General features: G+C 56.6%; 19 protein-coding genes and 1 pseudogene. 15 read left to right on the top strand and 5 right to left on the bottom strand.

What is annotated here, in order from left to right:
- Positions 1 to 84: 84 nt before the first annotated feature.
- The 8 genes from tssF to tssM all read left to right on the top strand — a co-directional run bounded on the left by tssF (position 85) and on the right by tssM (position 13,470).
- Positions 85 to 1,872: a type VI secretion system baseplate subunit TssF gene (gene tssF / locus KBY08_RS10490; RefSeq protein ID WP_024638855.1), complete on the top strand. Its 1,788-nt coding sequence runs from the start codon at positions 85 to 87 to the stop codon at positions 1,870 to 1,872.
- Positions 1,836 to 2,843: a type VI secretion system baseplate subunit TssG gene (gene tssG / locus KBY08_RS10485; protein ID WP_057457186.1), complete on the top strand. Its 1,008-nt coding sequence runs from the start codon at positions 1,836 to 1,838 to the stop codon at positions 2,841 to 2,843. Before tssF ends, tssG begins: the two co-directional genes overlap by 37 nt.
- A gap of 9 nt (positions 2,844 to 2,852) precedes the next feature.
- On the top strand, positions 2,853 to 5,444 hold the full coding sequence (tssH, locus tag KBY08_RS10480) for a type VI secretion system ATPase TssH (protein WP_225651140.1): 2,592 nt from the start codon (positions 2,853 to 2,855) through the stop codon (positions 5,442 to 5,444).
- Complete coding sequence (locus KBY08_RS10475; protein ID WP_412548558.1) at positions 5,431 to 6,975, top strand: sigma-54 interaction domain-containing protein; 1,545 nt, start codon at positions 5,431 to 5,433, stop codon at positions 6,973 to 6,975. Before tssH ends, KBY08_RS10475 begins: the two co-directional genes overlap by 14 nt.
- A gap of 271 nt (positions 6,976 to 7,246) precedes the next feature.
- Positions 7,247 to 7,756 (top strand): type VI secretion system lipoprotein TssJ, encoded by a 510-nt coding sequence (tssJ, locus tag KBY08_RS10470; RefSeq protein ID WP_024638850.1) that lies wholly within the window; start codon positions 7,247 to 7,249, stop codon positions 7,754 to 7,756.
- Positions 7,753 to 9,084 carry a type VI secretion system baseplate subunit TssK gene (gene tssK / locus KBY08_RS10465; protein WP_225651139.1) on the top strand — a complete coding sequence of 444 codons (1,332 nt, stop codon included), beginning with the start codon at positions 7,753 to 7,755 and terminating at the stop codon, positions 9,082 to 9,084. Before tssJ ends, tssK begins: the two co-directional genes overlap by 4 nt.
- The gene (icmH, locus tag KBY08_RS10460; protein WP_032653724.1) at positions 9,066 to 9,953 is read left to right on the top strand and encodes a type IVB secretion system protein IcmH/DotU; all 888 of its coding nucleotides are present in this window, start codon (positions 9,066 to 9,068) and stop codon (positions 9,951 to 9,953) included. Before tssK ends, icmH begins: the two co-directional genes overlap by 19 nt.
- 13 nt (positions 9,954 to 9,966) lie before the next feature.
- Positions 9,967 to 13,470 (top strand): type VI secretion system membrane subunit TssM, encoded by a 3,504-nt coding sequence (tssM, locus tag KBY08_RS10455; protein ID WP_225651138.1) that lies wholly within the window; start codon positions 9,967 to 9,969, stop codon positions 13,468 to 13,470.
- 469 nt (positions 13,471 to 13,939) lie between these two features.
- Here tssM and KBY08_RS10450 read toward each other — a convergent pair whose 3' ends face one another.
- The 3 genes from KBY08_RS10450 to KBY08_RS10440 all read right to left on the bottom strand — a co-directional run bounded on the left by KBY08_RS10450 (position 13,940) and on the right by KBY08_RS10440 (position 15,851).
- On the bottom strand, positions 13,940 to 14,398 hold the full coding sequence (locus KBY08_RS10450; RefSeq protein WP_024659618.1) for a metallophosphoesterase family protein: 459 nt from the start codon (positions 14,396 to 14,398) through the stop codon (positions 13,940 to 13,942).
- A gap of 78 nt (positions 14,399 to 14,476) precedes the next feature.
- A complete protein-coding gene (locus tag KBY08_RS10445; RefSeq protein ID WP_011267614.1) occupies positions 14,477 to 15,058 on the bottom strand; it encodes an ATP phosphoribosyltransferase regulatory subunit in 582 nt (193 codons plus the stop codon).
- Between the two features lie 289 nt (positions 15,059 to 15,347).
- The gene (locus tag KBY08_RS10440; protein ID WP_024651495.1) at positions 15,348 to 15,851 is read right to left on the bottom strand and encodes a GNAT family N-acetyltransferase; all 504 of its coding nucleotides are present in this window, start codon (positions 15,849 to 15,851) and stop codon (positions 15,348 to 15,350) included.
- Between the two features lie 139 nt (positions 15,852 to 15,990).
- On the opposite strand from KBY08_RS10440, the gene KBY08_RS10435 reads away from it, so the two are divergent.
- The 3 genes from KBY08_RS10435 (at position 15,991) to KBY08_RS10425 (ending at position 18,444) form a co-directional block, all read left to right on the top strand.
- Positions 15,991 to 17,217, top strand: coding sequence for a YegJ family protein (locus KBY08_RS10435; protein ID WP_011267616.1), 1,227 nt, complete (start codon positions 15,991 to 15,993; stop codon positions 17,215 to 17,217).
- A gap of 82 nt (positions 17,218 to 17,299) precedes the next feature.
- Positions 17,300 to 18,139, top strand: a complete 840-nt coding sequence (locus KBY08_RS10430; protein WP_225651137.1) for a TauD/TfdA dioxygenase family protein — start codon at positions 17,300 to 17,302, stop codon at positions 18,137 to 18,139.
- Between the two features lie 92 nt (positions 18,140 to 18,231).
- Complete coding sequence (locus KBY08_RS10425; protein ID WP_003405632.1) at positions 18,232 to 18,444, top strand: hypothetical protein; 213 nt, start codon at positions 18,232 to 18,234, stop codon at positions 18,442 to 18,444.
- A 64-nt stretch (positions 18,445 to 18,508) separates the two neighbouring features.
- Here KBY08_RS10425 and KBY08_RS10420 read toward each other — a convergent pair whose 3' ends face one another.
- The gene (locus tag KBY08_RS10420) at positions 18,509 to 19,015 is read right to left on the bottom strand and encodes a GAF domain-containing protein (protein ID WP_011267618.1); all 507 of its coding nucleotides are present in this window, start codon (positions 19,013 to 19,015) and stop codon (positions 18,509 to 18,511) included.
- Between the two features lie 258 nt (positions 19,016 to 19,273).
- Between KBY08_RS10420 and KBY08_RS26760 the strand changes: the two are divergent.
- A pseudogene (locus KBY08_RS26760) lies at positions 19,274 to 20,320 on the top strand (methyl-accepting chemotaxis protein); the annotation flags it as partial.
- Positions 20,303 to 21,175, top strand: a complete 873-nt coding sequence (locus KBY08_RS26755) for a methyl-accepting chemotaxis protein (RefSeq protein WP_371134843.1) — start codon at positions 20,303 to 20,305, stop codon at positions 21,173 to 21,175. The pseudogene KBY08_RS26760 and the gene KBY08_RS26755, both read left to right, overlap by 18 nt.
- Before the next feature lie 81 nt (positions 21,176 to 21,256).
- Here KBY08_RS26755 and KBY08_RS10410 read toward each other — a convergent pair whose 3' ends face one another.
- Positions 21,257 to 22,162 carry a LysR family transcriptional regulator gene (locus KBY08_RS10410; protein ID WP_003405623.1) on the bottom strand — a complete coding sequence of 302 codons (906 nt, stop codon included), beginning with the start codon at positions 22,160 to 22,162 and terminating at the stop codon, positions 21,257 to 21,259.
- 103 nt (positions 22,163 to 22,265) lie between these two features.
- On the opposite strand from KBY08_RS10410, the gene KBY08_RS10405 reads away from it, so the two are divergent.
- Together KBY08_RS10405 and KBY08_RS10400 are read left to right on the top strand one after the other, a co-directional pair.
- Positions 22,266 to 23,468: an aspartate aminotransferase family protein gene (locus KBY08_RS10405; RefSeq protein ID WP_225651136.1), complete on the top strand. Its 1,203-nt coding sequence runs from the start codon at positions 22,266 to 22,268 to the stop codon at positions 23,466 to 23,468.
- Positions 23,469 to 23,592: 124 nt separating this feature from the next.
- Positions 23,593 to 24,138: a DUF4174 domain-containing protein gene (locus KBY08_RS10400; RefSeq protein ID WP_011267621.1), complete on the top strand. Its 546-nt coding sequence runs from the start codon at positions 23,593 to 23,595 to the stop codon at positions 24,136 to 24,138.
- Positions 24,139 to 24,145 lie beyond the last annotated feature (7 nt).

Below are 24,145 nucleotides of genomic sequence, written 5' to 3'. Positions count from 1 at the left end.
TCGCGAGGCGGTGCGCCGATTATCTACAGTTTTATACCCAGATTTTTTTCATTATCGATTTACGACCGGCCAGGTAGAAAAACGGTGTCATTTAACCTCTATTATCAAGAAGAACTGACGGCTCTCCGAGAGTCTGGGCGTCGCTTCTCCGAGCGTAATCCGGCGCTGGCTCCTTTTTTAGGGCAGGCGGGCAAGGACCCGGACGTAGAACGTTTACTTGAGGGGTTTGCTTTCCTGACGGGCCGTTTGCGTCAAAAGCTGGATGAAGATTTACCTGAGCTGACCCACTCCCTCATGCAGTTGTTATGGCCCAACTACCTTCGACCTCTGCCCTCGGTGAGCATGCTTCAGTTTGACGCTCTGGACGGCTCCGGCCCGGGTTTCGTTGTGGAGCGAGCAACACCTGTAGAAAGCGAACCAGTGAATGATCAGGTGTGCCATTTCCGTACCTGCTTTGCCACTCAGGTATTACCGTTGAAACTGACTCACCTCTATTGTTCGTCAAGCGGGGGCGGGACAACGCTGAAGCTGTGTCTGGCGATGAATGGAGACAGCCATTTAGGCGAGGTAAAGTTCAGTCAGTTGCGCTTGCACCTGGCGGGTGAGCGTCGCGTCAGCCAAGCTATTTACTTCGCGATAATGCAGAAGCTCAAGGGCATCACATTATTGCCTCTTGATGCGATGGGCGAACCGTTACTGAACTCTTCAGGTAAAGCGATCGAACTGATCATTCCTGTGGAACAAGTGAAACCTGTAGGCTTCGCTGAAGAGGAGTCGTTGATTCCCTACCCACTCAATACCTTTCGGGGCTATCGCTACCTGCAAGAGTATTTCTTTTTCCCTGAGAAGTTTCTTTTTGTCGATGTTCTCGGTTTCGATGTCATTCACTCATTGACTGACGACCTGCTGAAGCGCGCGCGCGGGCTACAACTTGTTTTTGATGTGCAAGGAAAGGACATGCAACTCCTTCGTCCTACCCTCGAAAACATCAAGCTTTACTGCACGCCGGTCGTGAACCTGTTCAAACAGGATGCCTTGCCCATTCTTGCGGATGCCCGGCAGGACGAATATCTGCTCATTCCTGCGCATTACGCACACGGCGGTTGTGGTGTGTACTCGGTCGATAAGGTGGTTGGCTGGCAGCCTGGAGGGCTGGGCTATCAGAATTACGTACCCTTCGAATCGTTTGAACATGACGCTGCGGTCGATGTGGATAGTGACTCGCCTTACTACAGCGTGAGGCATCGTACTTCGCTGCAGCACAAGGGGCTTGATACATTTTTAAGCTTCGGTCTTCGAGCTGGGCGAACTGACGAGACAATGTCCATTGAGATGACATGCACTAACGGCGACCTTCCGTTGCAAATCAAGGCAGGAGGCCTATGTAAACCCTGCGAGGGCACCCCTGACTTTTTGCGTTTCAGAAATATAACGCCTGCCACGAAAACATTTGCGCCACCCATGGACGGGGATTTTCTCTGGCGTGTGATCAGTAACATGTCGCTCAACTACTTGTCGCTCGAAAATATCGAAGCACTGAAAGTGATTCTCGAAACGTACGATTTGCCTCGGTATTACGATTCGCAGGCAGAGAAAGTCAGTAAGCATCTCCTGGGCGGGTTGAAGTCCATTCGGCACCAACATATCGACTGCCTGCATGACGGGCTGCCTGTAAGGGGAGTCAGGACGGAGTTGACCGTCGAACCTGACGGCTTTGCAGGGGAGGGCAGTTTGTTCTTGTTCGCCTCCGTCCTAAACGAATTCTTTGCGCTCTACGCGAGCCTGAATTCCTTTCACGAACTTCATGTAAAGAGCACACAAGGTGGAGGATACGAATGGGCACCGCGCATGGGCATGCAACCGCTGCTTTAGCCAGGCTGAGTCAGGACATACGGCGGTACTCTGTTTATCAGGCGATACCGCTGATTCTCAATACTTTGCGTGAAATCCATCCCGATACGGATGAGCGCCGCGTTCATGATTTTCTCGAGTTGCGGGCAAATCCGGGTCTTGGATTTCCTGGCAGTGATATTGAATGCATGGAGCTTTTTTACGAGCAGGGTCAGCTGCACGTACGACTTGATCTAAATGTGGTGAGCCTGGTCGGTTCCGGCTCTCCATTACCCGCTTTTTATGCTGAACAAGCCTTGGGTGAGCGGGACAAGCCTAATGTGACTCGCGATTTTCTGGATATCTTTAATCGTCGATTGCAGATGTTAATGCTCCCCGTATGGCGCAAGTATCGCTATCACGCCATGTTCACCCGTGGCGCGACAGATCCGTTTTCCGAACAGCTGTTCGCACTGATCGGCCTGCACGGGCAGCGCATTCGCGAAACTCCCGAATTGAACTGGAAACGGTTGTTGCCCTATCTGGGGCTCTTGAGCCTGCGCGCTCATTCCGCCGCCTTGATCGAGTCGGTGCTTCGTTATTACTTCAAGCACGCTCAGCTGTTTATCGAGCAGTGCGTTGAGCGAACCGTCGATATTCGCAGCTCTCAGCTTAATTGCCTTGGAGTGGCCAATCATCAGTTAGGACGCACTGTTGTTCTGGGTAATCGGGTCCCTGATCGGAGTGGCAAATTTCGCGTCCACGTGAAAGAACTCGATTGGGAGCGGTTCCACGAATTTTTACCCATCGGCCCCGGCTACCGTCCGTTGGGCGCTCTTGTCCGATTCACGTTACGCGATCCTTTGGACTACGACGTTTGTCTTGAGCTGCGCCATGAAGACATCAGAGAACTGCGCATTGGCCAATCGAACACCTGTCACCTGGGCTGGACCACCTGGCTCGGGCGCGAGCATGCCCTGGGGCTGGTCATGCTCAACAGACCGATACATTAAGGACGACTCATGATCGATGTAGATTTGCAGCAACTCGTCAATGCCCTCGATGCGCCTACACGCGGAGAACTGGAGGGAACGGCCGAACGCTGCGTTGCGAGAGGCAGCAGCAAAATTCTGGTTGAAGACCTGTTGCTTGCCCTGTTGGAAAGACCTGATGGGATGCTTGCCCGTGCGCTACTGGACGCCGAGGTTGGGGCTGACGAACTTGCAGGGTTTCTTCACCCGCCAGTCGAGCAAAGTGCTACCCGGAGCCCGGCATTTTCTGCCGAACTTGTTCAATGGCTTCAGGACGCGCTGTTGATTGCCAATCTGGATCTGGGCCAAAGCCTGATTGATCAGTCTGCGTTGATTCTTGCCTTGCTGCGTAATCCCTTGCGCTATGCCGACCGTCCATACCAGCCATTATTGGCGAAGATTAATATCGAGCGCTTTCGCGATCATGCCCTTGCCGAACAGATGCCGGAGGTAACAAAACCGTCAGTGAATCAATGTGATTCGCTGCTCGAACGCTTCACTCATAATCTGACGCAGCAGGCCAGGGAGGGGTTGCTCGATCCTGTGCTGTGCCGTGATGACTGTCTGCGTCAGATGATCGATATCCTGTCTCGTCGACGCAAGAACAACCCCATTGTGGTGGGCGAGGCGGGTGTCGGCAAGACTGCGGTTGTCGAAGGGCTGGCGCTTAAAATCGTTCACGGGGAAGTCCCCGATCTATTGGAAAACGTTGAATTACTGTCTCTGGATATGGGGCTGCTCCAGGCGGGTGCCAGTATCAAGGGCGAGTTCGAGCGTCGTTTGAAGGGCGTGATTGACGAGGTCAAATCCTCATCCAGTCCGGTTATTCTTTTCATCGATGAAGCTCACACACTCATCGGCGCCGGTGCGCAGGCGGGTGGTTCGGATGCGGCCAATCTGTTGAAGCCGGCATTGGCACGCGGCGAGTTACGGACCATTGCAGCGACGACGTGGGCCGAGTACAGACAATATTTTGAAAAGGATCCGGCGCTTGCACGTCGCTTTCAACCGGTCCGGGTGCTGGAGCCGACAGTAGAGCAGGCCATCACCATTCTGCGCGGGCTTGCTCCGCTATATGAACGTACTCATGGTGTCTATCTGCGCGATGATGCTGTAGTCGCCGCAGCCCGGCTTTCGGCACGCTATCTCACCGGGCGCCAATTGCCGGACAAGGCAATCGATCTGCTTGATACAGCTTGCGCTCGAGCACGAATCGCTCTGGTCGCCGTGCCTGAGCGTCTTGAATATCTACGAAGCGAGATGGCGCGTCAGCAGAGGCATTTCGAAGCAGCACGGCGTGATGCCAATGCCGGTCTGTCGGTTGATGACAAGGCATTGGATACGCTGGCTGCCGATCTGTCACGGCTGCGGAGCGAGGCTGTAGCGCTGGAGTGTACGTGGGCTGATCAACGGAAAGCCGTCGAGCGTCTGCTGGACCTGCGCAAGCGACTGGCTGACCGAACAGCACAGTCGGCTGAGGCGAATGAGTGTGAGTCCATACGCGCGCTTGCGTCCGAGTTGGCCCAGGTTCGACAGACCCTGATCGATATTCAGATGAACGAGCGTCTCGTGAGCTTTGAGGTATGCCCCAGGCTGATAGCTGAAGTAGTGGGTGGTTGGACTGGAATTCCTGTATCGCGTCTGGCTCAGGAGCACAGCCCGGCAATCAACAGCTTTTCCTCAGAACTGCGTATGCGCATCCGGGGTCAGGAGCCGGCGATGCTGACCATTGAAAAGGCAGTCCGGGCATCGGCTGCGGGTTTGAATGCACCCGGTGCCCCAACAGGGGTATTTCTTCTGGTCGGACCCAGCGGAGTGGGCAAGACGGAAACAGCCATTGTTCTGGCTGATCTGTTGTATGGCGGCGAACGTTTTCTCACGACGATCAACATGTCCGAATTTCAGGAGAAGCATACCGTTTCCCGATTGATCGGCGCCCCTCCGGGCTATGTCGGTTATGGCGAAGGGGGGATGTTGACCGATGCCGTTCGATGCAAACCGTATTCAGTCATTCTGCTCGATGAGGTGGAGAAGGCTGATCCGGATGTACTGAATCTGTTCTACCAGATTTTCGATAAAGGCACGGCCAACGACGGAGAGGGCCGGGAAATCGATTTCCGCAACACTCTCATTCTGATGACCTCCAACCTGGGTGCCGATCTGATCCATGCAAGCTGCCAAGAGGGCAGACGACCTGATGTCACGGAGCTGAAAAACAGGCTGAAACCGATACTGAGTGTGCATTTCAAACCGGCATTGCTGGCTAGAATGCGGGTTGTGCCTTATTACCCGATCATGGGGTCGGCGCTGCGTGAACTGGTCGAGTTAAAGTTGGCTCGTCTTGGCGAGAGGCTTCAATCCCGTGGCCTGACCTTCAGCTATTCGCATGATCTGGTTTGCTATCTGCTTGAGCAGTGTACGCAAGACGACAGCGGCGCCCGGCTGATCGATCAGTTACTGGAGTCCAGTCTGACCCCCTTGATAGCAGACCATTTACTTGGCGCCATGAGCCGTGGTGACAAGGTCGTCAGGGTTCACGCAACACTGGACAGTTCAGGTGGTGTTGTCTGTGAGTTCGAATAAGGTGGTCTCGTCCTTTCATTCGCTACACGACTCATTAGGCTATGCGCAAACATTGGTTTCGCGATACTCGGCGCTCTCCCGATCAGCCGATAGCCAGTCGTTGCAGCATGATTTTGTACTATCTGCTGCCGAGCTCAGTAGCTGCCAGGCAAGCCAGTTGTTTTTGCTCGACGCGAGCCACAAACGCCTCTGCCTTGCTGCGCAGACCGTCGATAGCATCATTCAGCCTGATCAGAAAACGATTTCACTTAAAGACTACTACGACGAGCCTTTACTGCAGTTCTGTCTGCTTCAGAACCGGGTTGTCAGCGTGCCGAAAATCAGCAGCAGTCTTTACGGAACCCGCTTTCTACCGGTAGAGGCGCAAGAGTGGAAATCACTGCTGTGCGTTCCGCTGCACAATCGTGAGCGGACAACTGTCGGGGTGCTGGTATGTGTGAGCAGGCATTCTGGAGAGTTGGAAGGCTACGCAGAATCTCTGGGCGCGCTAGGGTCGTTCGTGATTTCTCAATTATCCGTTCTGCAGTCATCAGCCAGGCTAGTGGGCGCGAGGCTTCATCCGCGCTGGCGCGCCCTACCGGCAGAGCGCTTTGGACTTATAGGGCGTAGCGCTGCCCTGGATCGAACCACCCATCTTCTGAGCAAGATTCTCGACAGTACTTGCACGGTATTGCTGACGGGCGAGACAGGGACAGGCAAGGAGATAGTGTCTCGTGCCATTCACGAACACGGACCTCGTCGCTCCAACGCGCTCGTGGTACAGAATTGCGCCGCCTTTCCGGAAGCCCTTTTGGAAAGCGAACTCTTTGGTTATCGCAAAGGCGCGTTTACCGGCGCCGATCGTGATCGGCTTGGCCTGTTCGACGCAGCGCATGGCGGCACGCTGGTACTCGACGAAATTGGCGATATGCCGCTGCAATTACAGGCAAAGCTTCTGCGGGTCTTGCAGGAGGGCGAGATTCGTCCACTGGGCGGCAACGACGTTCGCAAGGTAGATGTGCGAATCATCGCGGCGACTCATCGCCATCTACCGACATTGGTCGCCGAAGGGCGCTTTCGAGAAGACCTCTATTACCGTCTGGCGCAGTTCCCTATCGAGCTTCCTCCGCCACGTCATCGCGTGGAAGACATCGAAATACTGGCCCGGCATTTCTCGGACATAGCCTGCCAGAATTCACGGCGAGAGCCCGTGCAGTGGTCGGAAGCCGCATTGAGTGCGTTATCGGGTTACGCCTTTCCTGGAAACGTTCGAGAGCTGAAGGGGTTCGTCGAGCGTGCCGTATTGTTATGCGACGACGCGGAGCTGAGACCGGAACACTTTCCCATTGCCACCGAATCGACAAGCCATCCGGCTGGTCTTTCACTGCGTGAGCGCATCGAACAGTTCGAGCGTGGCGTTCTGCTTGAGAGTCTGCGCGACAGCGGCGGTAACCGTAGCCTTGCAGCACGCACGTTAGGGGTGTCGCGGCGCACGCTGCTTTACCGTCTGGCACATCTAAAGATCGGCGCTGCTCATGGACGGCGTACCTAGCCATTCAATAATCACGTTTAGTTAATTTCTTGTCTGGAGACGTTCCAATGAACTTTCATTGTTGGCGCACTGTGCCTATCACATTCATTGCGCTGATGTGCCTTGGAGGGTGCACAGGTCATTTCAAGTTCAGTGATGATCAATACCGCGCGCTGGGCAGTCCAGAACCCTCCATCCCACTGAATGCGTTGCGGCAGGACTCGACTCCTGAAAAAGAGATGTCGGCGTCGCGTGCTTTTTCGATTGCTGCCCTGCGTCAGGATTTCCAGAAATGATCTCGGTGAGCTCTTGTGTTACCCGAGTCTTCCAAAAGGTACTGATAGTACTTTTGGTTTTGATCTCAGGTTGCTCTGCACTGTCGCCGTACTCAACGCAGACACGTCTGGATATCAGACTGAGCGCGAATGATCGACTGAATCCCGATGTGAATGGCAGACCGTCTCCGGTTGTTTTCAAGCTGCTTGAACTTCGGCGTCCCGTGACGTTTGAGAGCATGGATTTTCTCTCGCTTTATAAACGCACCGGGCAGGCGTTGGGAAATGATCTGGTGGCCAGCGAAGAGTTTGAACTTCGTCCTGGCGACAGTATTGAGTTGAAGCTGAAGCTCGACCACAGCAGTCGTTATATCGCTGTGCTAGCGGCTTATCGCAACCTGTCCGAGGCTCGCTGGCGTCAGGTGATTCAAATACTCCCCAACCAACAGAACAGCGCTGTTTTTGTATTGGGGGATTCCGGCCTGCAACGGGCAGACAGCCCAACTCGCACAGGAAATTCACTATGAATTTGCACAAGGTTATCTGGCAGGAAGGCATGCTGCTTCGCCCGCAGCACTTTCAGCATCACGATCGTTACTATGACGATCAATTGCGGATTCGGACTCAGTTGGCAGGCGCCTACAACTGGGGCTTTACAGCTCTGGAAATTGATCCGCAATTTCTGGGTTCGGGGCAGATCGTGATTGCCCAGGCCTCGGGCATCCTGCCGGACGGCAGTGTCTTCGATATACGCGGCCATGAGAGTCCTTTGGCGCTGGATATTCCTCCCAATACTTCAAACGTGTCGGTGTACCTGGCACTGCCGATCGTGGCGGGCAATTGCATTGAGTCTCGCAGTCATGAACAGCCGGATGTGGTCGCACGGTTTACAAGCTATTCAGCGAGCATCCGCGATTCAAACGCCGGTGAAGACCGTTCCACACCAGTGCTGTGCGCCCGTCCGGAGTTTCGGTTGTTAATGGGGGAGCCCCAGGGAGAGCACACCTACAGCATGCTCAAGGTCTGCCACATTCTGATCTGCAGCCCTGATAAGGCGCTGTCGCTGGACCTCGAATTTTCACCTGCCTTTATGAGCGCTAGCGGTTCCCGCTATGTGATGTCGTGCCTGAGGGAAGTGGCAGGTTTGCTGAATCACCGTGGGGACGCGATTGCCGAGCGTATCGGTGTTCGCGGTCAGGCCAGTGGCGCAGAGGCAAGCGATTTGATGATGTTGCAACTGGTTAATCGCAATGCACTGGTTTTTCAACACTATCTCACTATTCGAAGCGTCCACCCTGAAGAACTCTACCGTGCACTGCTGTCGCTGTTGGGCGAGTTATCGACATTTGGCGATGAAAGCAGACGTCCTCGATTGGAGGTTACTTACCAGCACAGTGACCAAGGCAGCACATTCAGAGGCGTAATGTCCGAGATTCGACAAATGCTGTCGATGGTTCTCGAACAGCAGGCTCAGGAACTGGAGTTGCAGCCCCGGCAGTATGGAGTTCTGGTTTCGCCTCGGGTGGATCGTGAGCTATTGGGGGATGCCTCGTTCATTATTGCTGCCCGTGCAGATTGCGATGCCGAAGAACTGCGTCTGCGACTGCCTTCGCATCTTAAAGTCGGCTCGGTGGAACGTATTCGCGAGCTGGTAAGCCTGCATTTGCCGGGTTTACGTATCAGGCCTCTGCCTGTGGCGCCTCGGCAAATACCTTTTCATGCTGCCAAGAGCTATTTCATTCTCGATGTCGATGACCGGGAACAGACCGGAATCGATCAGTCGGGAGGATTCGCTTTCCATGTATCAGGTGAATTTCCCGGTCTTGAACTGCAGTTCTGGGCGATCAGAAATTGAACAGGGTGGCGGATGTGCGAAGCGGCCTCGAAGATCATGCTGCTTTCGACCGGGATAATAGCGGGTCGGGAAGCGGCTACTTCACCGACAACCACCACACGAATCTTTTCGAAGGTCTGCAGGAGCAGTTGCTTTACAGCACCCGTCGAGTATCGGAAAGAAAGGTCGGTAGCCACGTCAATCCACTGGTTGCTGCAGCCAGCGAATTGTTGGCTCAGGTGGCAAAGCTGGGTGCAGCAGATGACGTTGGAGATATCCATCTTCTGAACGTACAGCTTTCCGATCAGGTGAAACTGTTCGAAGCCAGGGCAAGGCGAAACGCGATAGCGAACGATGAACTGCTGGCCGCGCGCTATGTGCTGTGTACGGTAGTGGATGAAGCTGTGCTGAACACGGTTTGGGGTAGCCAGAGTGACTGGTCGAAGATCAGTCTGCTAAGCCGCTTTCACAAGGAAACCTTCGGCGGCGAAAAATTCTTTCAACTGCTTGAAAAGCTCTCCGCAAACGCTTTCAGGCATCTCTCGATGCTTGAGTTGATGTACCTGTGCCTGGCACTCGGTTTTGAGGGGAAGTACCGCTCCCATCGTCGCAATGGCAATGAGCTGGAAGATATCCGGCATAACCTCTATCTACAGATAAAACACGTAAGAGGCGATGTTTCGCGAACGCTTTCGCCTCACTGGCAGGGCGCACGCTCCGGCGCAGCCGTCCGGCTGCGCATTATGCCTGCCTGGCTGATTGTGTTGTTCACCGCCATAAGTCTGACCGCGCTGTATTGCGCATTTGCCTGGGTACTCGGCGAGCAGCGTGATGCCGTACTCAGGCCTTATCAGTCTGCGGATGCGGTAGTCATCGAGCGGCGGTCTTGAAATGAGAGATGCAGTGAAAAACTTGTTTAAAAAACTCATGACGCTATTGGGCAGCAGCTGGTTCTGGTCGCTGCTATTGGTACTGACGCTGGCCGCCTGTATCTGGATATTTGGCCCATTGTTGGCGATGGCCGATAACAGGTTTTGGGAGAGTCCCGTTGTGCGTCTGGCAACTATCAGTGCGTTGTTGCTGATTTGGGGGCTCGGGGTTGTATTTTCCAACTGGCGCAGCGGCTGGCAGAAAAGGAAGACGGAGGAAAGCGCGGCAGGCCAGGAGCATCTGCGTAAAACTGTTGCGGTGGAAAAAGAGCGCCTGGAACTCGTGGGCCGGTTCAAGGATGCCTTGCGCGTGCTCAAGGATTCGGACCTGTATGGCGTATTGAGCGCTCGGGGCCGAAATGAACTGCCGTGGTATGTAGTGATCGGCCCCCAAGGTAGCGGCAAGACCAGTCTGCTGGATTTTTCCGGGCTCGATTTTCCCTTGGACAGGCGAGGGCGCAAGCTGACGCACGATATGCGCAGCACCAGCAGTTGTGGCTGGTATTTCACTGAGCAGGCAGTCCTGCTGGACACATCCGGGCGCTATCTCCAGCAGCCCGTGCCTGAGGTCGACGGCAGTGCTTGGACCACGTTATTGGAGTTGTTACGAGGCCGCCACCGCACGCATCCACTCAGCGGGGTGCTGGTCACATTGCCGGTCGACACTCTGCTTGATGAGCACGACAAGCGCCTGGAGAAAATCGCTGAAGACGTGCGTGCTCGCCTGGACGACGTATTTCATCAGTTGCATGTCGATGTGCCGGTTTATCTGGTACTGACCAAGAGCGACTTGATCGCAGGCTTCGACGCCTTTTTCGATCAACTCTCCCGCGAAGAAAGTGAGCAGGTCCTCGGCACTACGTTTCAGCAAGGCGAGCGAGGTAGCGATGTCGATGTTATCGGTAAGGCGTTCGATACGTTGCTGCAACGCCTTGGCAGTCAGGTGATCACCCGCATTCATCAGGAGCGGGATAGCCGACGCCGAGGGGAAATGCTTGAGTTTCCCAACCAGCTTGGAGGCATCGCGTATCGACTGAGCGTCTTTGTAGAATTGGCATTTTCCGGAAATCGCTATCAGCGGGCCAGTCAGTTGCGTGGATTTTACCTGACCCGAGCGCCGCAATTTTTGCAGAATGATCAGCCATCCGATGGGCAAAGCGATACTGGATCACTGACCCGCTACAGCGGAAAAGCGCGGTTCATTCATGATTTGTTACGACATGTGATTTTCCCTGAGGCCGATCTCGCGATTCTCGATAAAACAGCACGCCGAAAGATTCAGTGGCGTCAGCGGGGTATGTGTTGCGCGGCGTTGTTGCTCCTGTCTGTGTTCGGTGTGCTGTGGGCGACCGGTTTCAGTGCCAATCATGACCGGCTGGAAAGACTGCGTGTTCTGGGCGAGCAGTGGGCGCAACAACGATCATCACTTAGCGCCGAGGACGATCTGCTGACGGTTCTTGATAGCTTGAACACGCTTTATCTGGCAGCCCAAGTATTTCCGGATGGCGATGAGGTCCTTCTGTATGAACGAAGTGGCCTCTACCAGGGCGAACCTGCCAACGATGTTCTGATGCGCACCTATCATGCGGAGCTGCAGAGGCAGTTGCTGCCACGCGTGGCCCACATGATCGAGGCGCGCATAATGGCCAACCTGGGGGATCGCGAGCAGTTGCTGGATAGCCTGCGCGCCTACCTGATGCTGGTCAAGGACGAGCACCGGGAACCCTCTGCGCTGAAGGCGTGGGTAGCGACCGACTGGTCAGTTCGTTATGTCGGTCATGCGCAGGCTCAGAACCAGCTGACTCAGCATTTCGAGCGTCTGCTTGCTCAGTCCTTTGCCTACCCTGTAAACGACGCGCTAGTGGCACAGGCTCGACGGGTTCTGCGCAACGAGTCCTTTGCCAGCGTTGTTTATCGAGTGTTGCGCGAAAGGGCAAGTACACTCCCGGACTACAGTCTGGCCCACCACGTCGGCTCTCAGGCAGGTTTACTGGCGGGTACTGACTACCGAATTCCCGGGCTCTATACCCGCCATGGTTATGAGCAATATTTCGTCACTCGTGGCACGGGTTTGGTGACCGAACTCATGCATGGCAATTGGGTTCTGGGTGAGGGCGCGCTGCTCAATGCCCAACAATTGCGGGCCCTGATGGTCGAGCTGGAAAAGCTGTATTTCCGGGATTATGCGGATCATTGGGCCGAGGCCATCGGACGGGTTTCGCTGCAACCCTTCGAGGGGCCTGGTGCGGCCGCAGTGCAGATGGCCGGACTGACGGCAGCCCATTCGCCGTTGTTGCAATTACTGATCGAAGTACGTGACAACACGCTTTTCCCGGTCCTCGCAGACAGTATTGACGCGATGAAGGCTGACGCTGACAAAGCAGTATCGAGACCTTCGGCCCTCACTCAGGTGGCCGCGATCGGCGAGACAATGCAGCAGGCGGTTACTGCCAGTCTGCCCGGGACGGCAAAGAAAGCATTGCAGCGCCGTTTTGATCGCTTGCATCGGTTACTGGATGGCGATAATGGTCCCACTCCCGAACTGATTGCCGCACTTAACGCGATCAATGAATTGCAGATGCAAATGGCTGCCTTGGGACGCTCCGGTCAGCCCGACCTTGCCGCCTACGAGATGGCAAAGGGACGAATGTCCGGACAGCGGGATGCACTGAGCAACTTGCGCAACGCGGCGACCGGTCTGGCGCAGCCTCTGGGCGGGTTGCTCAATACGCTTGCGGAGGATACCTGGAGCTTTGTGCTGTATCAGTCTCATCGGTACCTTAACCAGCGCTACAAGGCCGAGCTTTACAGTTTCTATGAGCAATCGCTCGACAAGCGCTATCCGTTTCATGCACACAGCAGCAGTGATGTGGCGCTTAATGATTTTCGTGAGTTCTTCGGCTCGCAGGGGATAGCCGAACGCTTCTTTGATAGCTACATGAGGCCATTCGTCAGTGGCGATCCGGGGCGATACAAACTGCGCAGCATTGACGGCTACAGCCTGCCCATGAGCCGTGCGTATCTGGATCAGATGGCAGGTGTGCATCGAATCCGCAAAAGTTTCTTTGCCCATCGCGCGCAAGAACTGCAGGTGCAGTTTACCCTTGAACCCTATACGCTCGACCCAAGTGTTCGCCGCGCAGAGTTCCGGCTCGGCGAGCAGTCACTGGAGTATCGGCATGGTCCCATCGTGCCGACCTTGTTCAAATGGCCTGCCGATGCGGAAGAGGGGCGTACGAGTCTGGTAATGGAAGGCATGGTTGGCAGGCCACTGGGGATTGAAAAGAACACCGGTCCCTGGTCGCTGTTTCGCCTTCTGGATCTGATGCAGACCGAGCCTTTGAAAGGGCGCGATGTTCTGCTGCTCAAGGCCGACGTGGGCGGCATGCGCGCCAACTATCTGTTGTCGAGCCAGCGGGCACCCAATCCATTTGATATGAGTGCGTTGCGCGATTTTCGTATGCCTGCGCAGCTGTGATGCCAGTGAATGGACTGGAACGCTGATTAATAGAAATGACCTTGTATAAGTCGCAGGATCTCTATAGGTCCTGTGTTGCATCGGTACTTGGAGCGCTTATCGTTACGGGGATGAGTCTCGAGCAGAGGCTTGACTATCGTGCCAATGCTCCGCGTTGGCATGCATCGGGTGACGCTCTGCGTCACAAATCTTCAGGCTTGCGCAGTATCAAGCGCAAAGGAGTCTCAGGCTCTGACGCTGCCTGTATCTCGGGCCGAATCGAATAATGCGCCATGGCTGCAAGGTGACGCAGAGCGTCACGAAATGCATTACCACGCGGAGCGTGGGAACGAGAATCATCGGGGTGTCAGCCCTGTATTTAGGACTCTTCAAGGCTTGTGTATAACGATGAGCGCGGAGCGTGGGGACGATAATCATTGCTCGAAACTCCGTTTTCTTGCTGAAGAAATACTCAGCGTCAGCCCCGTTGTCAGTCAACCAACTGCACCAGGCTCGGCTCAATCGCATCTGAATTCATTTCAAGTATTGCCAGCGTCACCGGCAGTTTGAAACGCCGCCGTCCGGCGCTGCCCGGATTCAGATACAGCGTGTCGCCGCGCCAGTCGATGAGGGGTTTGTGTGAATGGCCGGTAACAACCAGTTTCACGTTGTCATCCAACAGCGCTGGAACGTCGGCGATGTCGTGGACCAGCAGGACCTCCCAGCCCTCGATGTCGAAGCGCAGGTGATCGGCGATGGGGGTTGCCCAGTCTGCATCCATGTCGTTGTTGCCGCGCACGATGTGCAGGGGGGCGATGGCGGTCAGTTGCTCGACGATGTCCTGGCTGCCGATGTCACCGGCATGGATGATCTGTGCGCAGCCCTGTAGCGCAGCGATGGCTTCAGGACGGAGCAGTCCGTGGGTGTCGGAAATCACACCAACTTTCATACGGGGGCCTCGGGTCGGGGCTGGGTAGAAGCGCAGTGTAACGCGTTGCGCTTCTACGGCCAGTTACAGGATGGGGGGTTATTGGCCGCACCCAAGCGCCAATACCAGCCTCTCCAGGCCGATGCCAAACCCGGCACCCTCCCGATAGGCGCCGCCGCCGACCACTTGTTGCTGCGCACCCAGGCGCGAACATCGCACCTCGAAGCCGTTGCCTTCCAGGTAGTAGCTCAGGCCCCGTTTCACGGCGGTATTGAGTTCATAGTCAAGGCCCAGCGAATCCAGAAAACCGGTGCAGATGGCCTGGCTGCGCAGCAACGCCTGCTGCGGTGAAGGGCTGAGGATTTCCAGCCCCAGCTGGGTGAATTCGCGGTAGCGTCCGGCTTGCGGGCGCTCGTAGCGATAACAGCGTGCGACGTAGAAAAACATTGCGTCACGTCGCCCCTCAAGCAGCGCTTCACTGCGCTCCTGAAACAGCGCCGTGGCTTCGGGTATCAGGCAACAGGCGCGTCCGGCCTTGTCCTCGAAGGCCCACATCTGGCCGATGATTTCGCTGCCGCCGGCTTTTTCGATAAAGGTGTCCTGGCCCCATAAGGCCGGCACTATCGCTTCCTCAGCCCCGGCTTCGATGAAGATAGCTCCGGAAACGGTTTTCTGTGTCACGCAGGGTTGCGGCTTCTGTTCCGGTCACGATGCGGGTTCCGCGTAGCATGGTCATGGGTGATGATCTCCAGTTTTTTCAGGCAATAAAAAAGGCGCCATGGGCGCCTTGGTCGGTTTCACTGATGGGTCAGAATGTGGATCTGTGTCTGGCCAATCGATGAGCACAAGCAACCGCAGCACCTTGAAGCGGGCTGTGGTGGTGATGTCGGTTGCTTCGGGGAAATTGATTCATGGCTGATCCTTGCATGCTTTAACGCAGCGCTCAAATAGCGGTGTTGAAGGACACGGTTTATCTGAGCCGCGCCATGCTGAAGGCATCAACGAACAGGCCATCGCGCACCGCGTAGTTGCGCAGCCGGCCCTCTGTTTCGAAACCGAATTTTCGATACAGACCCTGGGCAGCTTCGTTGTCGACATACACGGTCAATTCCACTCGGCGCAGGTTCATCCAGTTGTCTGCGATGTCCAGTGCTGTTGCCAGCAACTTCGAGCCGACGCCCTTGCTCTGCCAGGCCGATGCGACGCCCATACCGATAGCGCCGACATGGCTTTGCCGACTGCGCGAATACTGCTCCAGGCCAATGCTGCCAATCACCTCGTTGCCATGGAGAGCCACCAGTTTCACGTGTCGCTCGGTACTGGCAGCCAGGCGTTTGCGCCAGACTTCGATGGACTGATAAGGCATCTGCAACACCTGACGGCACACCGCAGGCTCGTTATAGAGTGCTGTGACACCTTCGAGGTGAATGTCGGCCATGCGCTGGATGAGGATTTGCGGGGCAGGGGCGTGCACGTTGATTCTTTCCTTGAATTGCATATCAGGCGTTCGTTCGAGGTACTTTGGCAGCGGATTATCCTGGCCGCAAGCAGGTAATATCGAGATTGGCGCCACAGTGACTCAAGAAGTAATGTATTTGAAACAGCCGAATTGAATGAGGGCCAGCGACACCGCCATTCTGTTCGCACTCATCAAACAAGGAATGACCCTGCCAATGACGGAGCAAAAAATTTACGGTGTTGAAGGCGAGAGCGAGGACTTTCGTGTCGCGGTTGCCAGTGCGCAGCGCACCTTCAGATTCTTCTGGCGCGAGATGTCCTGGGAGCGTCGCCGAATTGTGAAAGCGCTGGACCTGGCTGCGGTAAAGGTGTCCTTCACGACTGACTCAGCCGATCCCGACAGCCCGTCGGTTGAGAACATGTGGGTCACGGATGTCGATTTCGACGGCCTGACCCTCTCGGGCATTCTCATGAATGAGCCTGTATGGGTGAGTTCGATAAATGCCGGGGACCCTGTGTCGGTTTTCCTGGACCGCTTGAATGACTGGGTCTATGTATTTGGCGGTCGCGCATTCGGCGGTTTCACTATCGATGCCCTGCGGTCCGGCATGTCTGCGGCCGAGCGCGTCGAGCATGACCAGGCGTGGGGGTTGGACTTTGGTGAGGCGGGGACCGTTATGCTTGTTCCGCCAGCAGAGGGCAAGTCACCGGTCTGCTTCTCTCGCGCACTGGACAGTGCATCGGATAAACGTGCCTTGAACAAGCTGGAGCGGCTTGAGCATCCGATGGGACTCAACGCACAGGGTGCCGTGGAAGAGGGCCTTCGTGATGACCCGGGTCTGGCCACTGACTACGACGACTCGGGCTGGCAGATGATCCATCGCGAAACCCTCGCCGGTAATTGCAATTTCGTCGCCACGCTTCTGTACATGGGGGCAGATTCTGCGGCGACCAACAGCAACGGCCATGACGTACTGACGCTTGCTCGCATCGCAGGATGGCCGAGAACCATCGAGCTCTTGGAGGGGGATCGGTCGAACCTTGAAAAGCACGTACAGCGTCGTGGCTTTCCAGCCTGGCCCATTGGGCTGGTGATGGCGGTCATCGGGGTGGTCGGCCTTTATTTTGCTGCCTTGAGTCAGTCGACAGGTTCTCTGATTGTCAGAAACGATAGCCTTTTAAGCACTGGGCTTTTCATTGCCCTTGTCTGGTTCCTGGGGCAGGGTCTGATTCTCTGTACGGGCCCCTGGTATTTTCGACTCCGGGAGCGCACGCCGATATGGGGCAAGGCCAGAGCGCTGGATTTGCTGGCAATGCTTATCGGAGTATTGCTCGCTTTCTTCCTGCACGATCACTTGGGTAATTACCTGCATTCCCTTTAAAACGTCCCGCGGCAAAACAGGGCTATTGCTTCCATTTCTTCATAAGTGTACCGTTGTGTTCACTTATGAAGAGGGTCGCACCATGTTAGCCACTTCGCTCGTTCAGCTGTCGCAGGAACCCATAAAGCCAGGTATTGGCTCGCGTATTTTCAACGGCAAGCAGGAACTGCTGTCGGGTCGATTCGCTGGGGAGATCCGGGAACTGCTGGAGCAGCGAGGGGTGCTGGTGTTCCCGCAGATTCATTTTTCCGACGCAGAGCAGATTGCCTTTACTCGCACCCTGGGTACGTTCTGCCCTGAACCCGGCGATGGGCAGAACATCACCCGGATCAGCCTGGATGTGAGAGAGAATCCGGCAGGTGCGGAGTTTCTCAAAGGTTCGCTCTACTGGCACATCGACGGTACGAGCAGCGATTCACCCATTCTGGCGTCGTTGTTGTCCTGCAAGGTGCGCGCCAGTTGGGGAGGCAACACGGGTTTCTGTAACACTTACGCGGCGTACGAGGGGTTATCGAGCGCTGACCAACAGCATTACGACGGTCTGCGCGTCATTCATGCCCCATGGGCATCGTTACTCTATTACAATCCGGAGCCTGGCCTTGCAATGCTTGAGGCCATGCAGGCGATCGGCGAGAAGGAGTTGCCGCTGGTCTGGAAGCACCGATCCGGTCGCAAGTCGCTGATTCTGGGCTGCACCGCGCAGCAGGTCGTTGGCCTCAGCCTGGCGCAAAGTGCGCGGATTCTGGTCGGCCTTCGCGAGTGGGCCACGTCCGAGGCGTTCAGTTACAGCCATGCGTGGCAGGTCGGTGATCTGGTGATCTGGGACAACACCGGCACCATGCACCGGGCCGAAGCCTATGACCCCGAGTGCGGGCGGATGATGCATCGTACCAAGTTGCAGGGCGAAGAGCCCTTCGCCTGATGCGCCGACTGCGAGAGCCGGTTGACGCCCAGGCTTTTATACTGAATGGCTCATTGTGAGCCGGATCGTTTTGCCGGATTGGAGAAACGAGAATGTGCAGACCCAAAGAACCCATTGCGGGTATTTTTCTATTGTTGGTTCTGGCCGCTGGCGGTTGGTTGGCTCAGGAGCCATTTCCTCATTTCGGGATTGATCTGCCTGCAGAAGCCTTGCTGGACGGCGATCACCCGGTCACACCTGTACCGTCCCGACATCGCCTGCAACTCGACGAAGGCCAGTTCAGCAGCGACTTGCTCGAGTCTTAGCCGCTGCATGCGCTGGCAGAGCAGCCCGTGAGTCGACAGCGTTGCTTCAGGACGCAGCCCCGGATCAGCTGCCTTCGTTGATGTTGGCGAAGAAAATGCACCCGATCAATCGGGCGAACAGGGTCAGGGTTTCCGCCAGATCGGGGTCGTCGAACAGTGTCGTTCTTGAGTCCAGAGCGCATAACGCACCATACAGCTGTCCGTCGGGAAGGTAGATCGGCACGCCAGCATAGCTTTCGATGGCGTAGCGCTTCACAACTGGCAGGTTCGCATACCGGCCGTTCGTGCTGATCTGCGGCACGAACAGTGCCTGGGGATTGGTACAAAACTCGTTACAGAGCGTGGTCTCGAGTTCGAACACATCGCCGTCGTCGATACCCAGGTCAGTGGGGTCATAGACAGAACAGGCGATCCAGTCTGCGTCGGTAAATTTGGCGATACCAGCGAAGCGCATGCCTGTCAGGCGAGTGACAAGGCGCAGCACATTGGTCGTGGCCTCGATCTCGGCAATCGCAGCGCGCTCCTCGATGGTCAACAAGCTGCTTTTTGAGGCGATCAATTCCAGACTCATGTACTTCTCCAGAATACCCAAGTGTGGGTAACGGCCCATGCTAACTGACTGCAATGAAAATGCCATCGGGGTTGGTCGCGCCTGCGAGGATTTATTTTCAAGCGAAATATTGACGCCAGTTTTAAAGTTTGAAGCCTCGCTGCCGACATTTGTGGATTGTATGGCTAGCTGGCAAGGACAGGCCTCTTGTACTCCACTCTAGCTGGCAAGGACAGGCCTCTTGTACTCCACTGATGACCAACGAAAGAGCGACTCCCTGTGATAAACACTCTGCGCAATATTTCTGTCAGGTCCAAGCTCGTGCTCGGGTTTGCTCTGGTCATCGTACTGACGGTGCTGATCGCGCTGACAGGCTGGACAGGCATCACCTCACTGAGCGAACGAAGCGAGCGGATTTCCGACATCGGCAAGCTGAGCGCACTCACGCGAGATGTCCGCATTGCCCGATTGGCCTATTCGGTCAACTATGACGCCGAGCGCGCCAGCAACTGGTTGAAAGCGCTCGAAGGTCTCGAAAATCATGTGAAGTACGCGCAGAAGGTGTTCGATTCTCCGTTGAACGTACCGTTGGTGAATACTGCCGCAGACGCCTTGAAGGATTACCGTATTCACTACGACAACCTCATGCAGGCAACCGCTGCCCGTGAGGCGACCCGTTCGGTGTTTGGCCAGTACGCCGATGCAGGCGCTGATGATTTGCAAAAGCTCAACGCCGTTGCCCGATCCGATGACGGGACTCCCGCGCAGCGCGATGCCATCGTGCAGGCGATGACGCTGTTCCAGAAAATGCGCTTCGACTTGCGTGGCTACACCTATTCGCTGAAGGCGGAAAACCGTGCTCCAGCGGAAACATCGATGAACACGGTTATCGAGTTTGTCAGAAATCTGCAAGGTTTCGATGGCCAGTCGGCGATCATCAAGCACCTTGTGGACTCGATGATCAGCTACCAGAACACCTTGAATCAGTTCACCGCGGCGCAGGCCAGGATTGATCTGGCTCAGGCAGGCATCACCAAAGACATCGGCATCCTGTTTGAATGCGCTGACAAGCTGTCCGAGAACCAGGTCAACCTGAGAGTGGAGGATGTGAGTCAGGCCAAGATGCTGCTCTCTGTCTGGCTGATTGCAGCATTGATCATGAGCGCCCTGGCGGCATGGGTCATTACCAACCTTATCGTTGGCCCGCTGCGTGACACACTGAAACTGGCCGAGCGTGTCGCTGATGGTGATTTGACGCACAACCAGGTGGTTACCCGCAAGGATGAACTGGGCCAGCTGCAGGGCAGCATGATGCGCATGACCGGTAACCTGCGCGAGCTGATTGGTGGTCTGCGCGATGGCGTGACACAAATCGCCAGTGCCGCCGAACAGTTGTCGGCCGTCACCGAGCAGACCAGTGCCGGCGTCAACAGCCAGAAGAACGAAACCGATCAGGTCGCCACTGCGATGCACGAAATGTCTGCGACCGTTCAGGAAGTCGCACGCAACGCAGAGCAGGCTTCACACGCTGCGGTCAACGCCTCGAAAGAAGCTCGCGAAGGCGACGGCGTGGTGTCCAAGGCTGTTGCGCAGATCGAGAAGCTTGCGACTGAGGTCACTCACTCCAAGTCCGCGATGGACGACCTCAAGAACGAAAGCAACAAGATCGGTGGCGTGCTCGATGTCATCAAGGCCGTTGCCGAGCAGACCAATCTGCTGGCCCTCAACGCTGCAATCGAAGCAGCGCGTGCGGGCGAAGCAGGCCGAGGCTTTGCGGTGGTGGCTGACGAAGTGAGAAGCCTGGCCCAGCGCACGCAGACGTCGACCGAAGAGATCGCGGCCTTGATCAGCGGCCTGCATACCCGCACGGCGCAGGTGGCGACGATCCTCGACAACAGCCAGGCACTGACTGCAAACAGTGTCGAGCTGACACGCAATGCGGGTGTTTCCATCAATAACATGACGCAGGCAATCTCGACGATCGAGACGATGAACCATCAGATCGCCGCTGCCGCCGAAGAGCAGAGCGCCGTTGCCGAAGAGATCAACCGCAGTGTCCTGAATGTGCGAGACATCTCCGAACAGACGGCTTCCGCCAGTGAAGAGACGGCTGCGTCGAGCGTCGAGCTCGCTCGTCTGGGCGTGCATCTGCAAAGCCTGGTCAGTCGATTCCGGGTCTGACGTTCATTCCCGGTAAACCCCGGCGCGCACCGCAAAGGCCGCGCGCAGGGGGCGACCCGGTGACCCTCCGGCGGTAAGTCCTTACCGCCCCCAAAGCCCCGTCGCGTACTCCACAAAACTTCTCAGCTTGGGCAGTCGATAACGGTCCTGCACATACAGCAGGTTCATCGGTCGTCGGGGCAAATGGTAGTCCGGGAACAACGCAAACAGCCGGCCTTCCTGCAGGTCGCGCTGTACCAGTGCATCCGGAAGCATCACGACGCCCATGCCTGCACGAGCCGCCTGATAAAGACCGGCGGAAGTGTTGGCCACCATCGAACCGCTGACCTCCACCAGCACGTCGCCGTCTGCGCCGGTCATACGCCATTGTGTACCGGCAGTCCGCCATTCGTCTCCCGCCGGGTAGGCGAACGCCAGGCAATTATGCTCACGAAGATCCTCGGGATGGGTCGGCGTGCCGTGGCGGGCGAGATAGTCCGGCGCGGCGCAGATGGTCAAGGTGTAATCCTGCAGGGGACGGGCGATCAGTGGCGACGATTCTGGAATGTTGCCCAAGCGAATGGCGACGTCAAAACCATTGTCGATCATGTCCAGACGTTGATTGGTCAGTACAAGGTCGAGCCTGACTTCGGGAAAACGCCGCGAGAATTCGACCAGCGCAGGCGCCAGCACTTCCGAACCGAATGTCAGTGGTGCGGTGATGCGCAGCGTACCTGTGGGATCGCCATGAGCCTGCTCGGCCAGTTGCTCGGACTCTGCCACCAGCCCCAATACTTCCAGGCAACGCTCGTAATACGCGGTACCGAATTCCGTCAATCGCTGACGGCGTGTGGTGCGCTGCAAGAGGCTGACGCCCAAGCGCTCCTCCAGTGCGCGCAAGTGATTGCCGACCATGGTGGTGGAAATCGAACACGCTTGCGCCGCTGCCGTCAGGCTGCCTGCCTCGACCACTTTCACGTACACGCGCATTGCCTGAAACAAATCCATTATCAATCCTGGCTTTAAAATGATTGAAGTATTTCGCTGTTTATCCATTTGAGGTGGTTAACGATACTGCAAAAACCGAAACATACCCAAGGAGCTTCACCTCATGACCGCCACCTGCCTGATGAGCACTTACCAACCTCTGGCCCTGAGCTTCACACATGGTCTGGGCACACGTCTGTGGGACCAGAGCGGACGCGAGTACCTGGACGCCGTGGCGGGCGTAGCCGTGACCAATGTGGGGCACTCGCATCCACTGCTGGTCGAGGCGATTCGCGATCAGGCGGGTCTGCTGTTGCACACCTCCAACCTGTACACCATCGACTGGCAGAAGCGCCTGGCGCAGAAACTGACGGCCTTGTCAGGGCTGGACGCGGTGTTTTTCAACAACTCCGGTGCCGAGGCCAACGAGACTGCGCTCAAGCTGGCGCGCCTGCATGGCTGGCACAAGTACATCGAACGGCCTTTGGTCGTGGTCATGGAAAACGCCTTCCACGGCCGCACCCTGGGCACATTGTCGGCCAGTGACGGGCCGGCCGTACGCCTGGGTTTCAGTACCTTGCCGGGCGATTACATCAAAGTGCCCTTTGGCGATCTGGCAGCGTTCGACAAGGTTTGTACGACGTATGGGCATCGGATCTGCGCCGTGCTGGTCGAACCGATTCAGGGCGAGGGCGGCGCGCAGGTGGCACCCGCCGGGTATCTCAAGGCCTTGAGGGAGCGTTGCACACGGCGTGACTGGCTGTTGATGCTCGACGAAATCCAGACCGGTATGGGCCGGACAGGCAAGTGGTTTGCCTTTCAGCATGAGGGCATCGTTCCCGACGTCATGACCCTGGCCAAGGGGTTGGGCAACGGTATACCGATTGGTGCTTGCCTGGCGCGGGGCAGGGCGGCGCAACTGTTCACGCCCGGCAGCCACGGCAGCACCTTCGGCGGTAATCCGCTGGCCTGTCGGGTCGGCTGCGCGGTGATCGACATCATCGAACGGCAGGCGCTGGTGGAAAACGCCGCACTGCAAGGCCGGCAGTTGCTGGAAGGGCTGCGCACTGCGCTGGGTGCTCACCCGAACGTGCTGGAAGTTCGTGGCCAGGGTTTGATGATAGGGATCGAGTTGCGCCAGGCGATACCCGAACTGACGCGCATCGCAGCCGAGCAACATGGCCTGTTGATCAATGTCACTCGCGGCAAGATCATCCGTCTGTTGCCGCCCTTGGTGCTGGACGCCGCTGAAGTGGGGCAGATTGTCCAAGGCCTGATGGCGAGCCTCGACAGCGCCTGTGATCGGTCGTTTGCACGCTCTGCCTGACGCAACGGATTAAGGAAAAGGACTACATCGGGCTGTACCGGGATGACCCATATGCGGTAGAACAGATCAGCATCGTGTCGGTCTGTACGCGATGGCTACCCAATGGATTTGAAAGGAGCCCACCATGTTAATCCGGTCCCTGACCCTCGCCACCCTGCTTGTCGCTGCCGGTACAGCGCTGGCTGCTGACAGCGATGGCCCTCTGGCACAGGAGCGCGGCAAGTCGCGTCCCTTGATCATCATCGCCCCCAGCAGCATCGATCCGGTGCTGATCAAGCTCAAGAAGTCACTGGACGAGCCTGCCAACCGTGAGGCTTTTGCGCAGCGCAATATGGTGCTGTTCACGGTGGTCAACACCATGGGCGAGCGCGACGGCAAAAGCATGGACCCGCAGTCGACCATGGCATTGATCCGTGAGCTGAAGCTGGGGGCGGGTGTGGGGACCAAGGTCATTCTGGTGGGCAAGGACGGCGAGAAAAAGATCGATAAGACTGTCGGAAAGTCGGAATCGATAGAGCCCAAGGAAATCTTCGCCACTATCGATCAGATGCCGATGCGCGAGCAGGAAGCTGCCGCACCGGCTCCCGAGCCGCCAGCCAAACCCGCGCCTGCCGAAAAACCCGGCAAGCCGGTCAAGGGCGCGGCGCCTGGCAAGACGCTGGACGACTGAGTGAACG

It is taken from the genome of Pseudomonas sp. P135 (assembly GCF_020312125.1).
GTDB lineage: Bacteria > Pseudomonadota > Gammaproteobacteria > Pseudomonadales > Pseudomonadaceae > Aquipseudomonas > Aquipseudomonas fragariae.
This window is presented reverse-complemented; position numbering and strand designations above follow the sequence as displayed.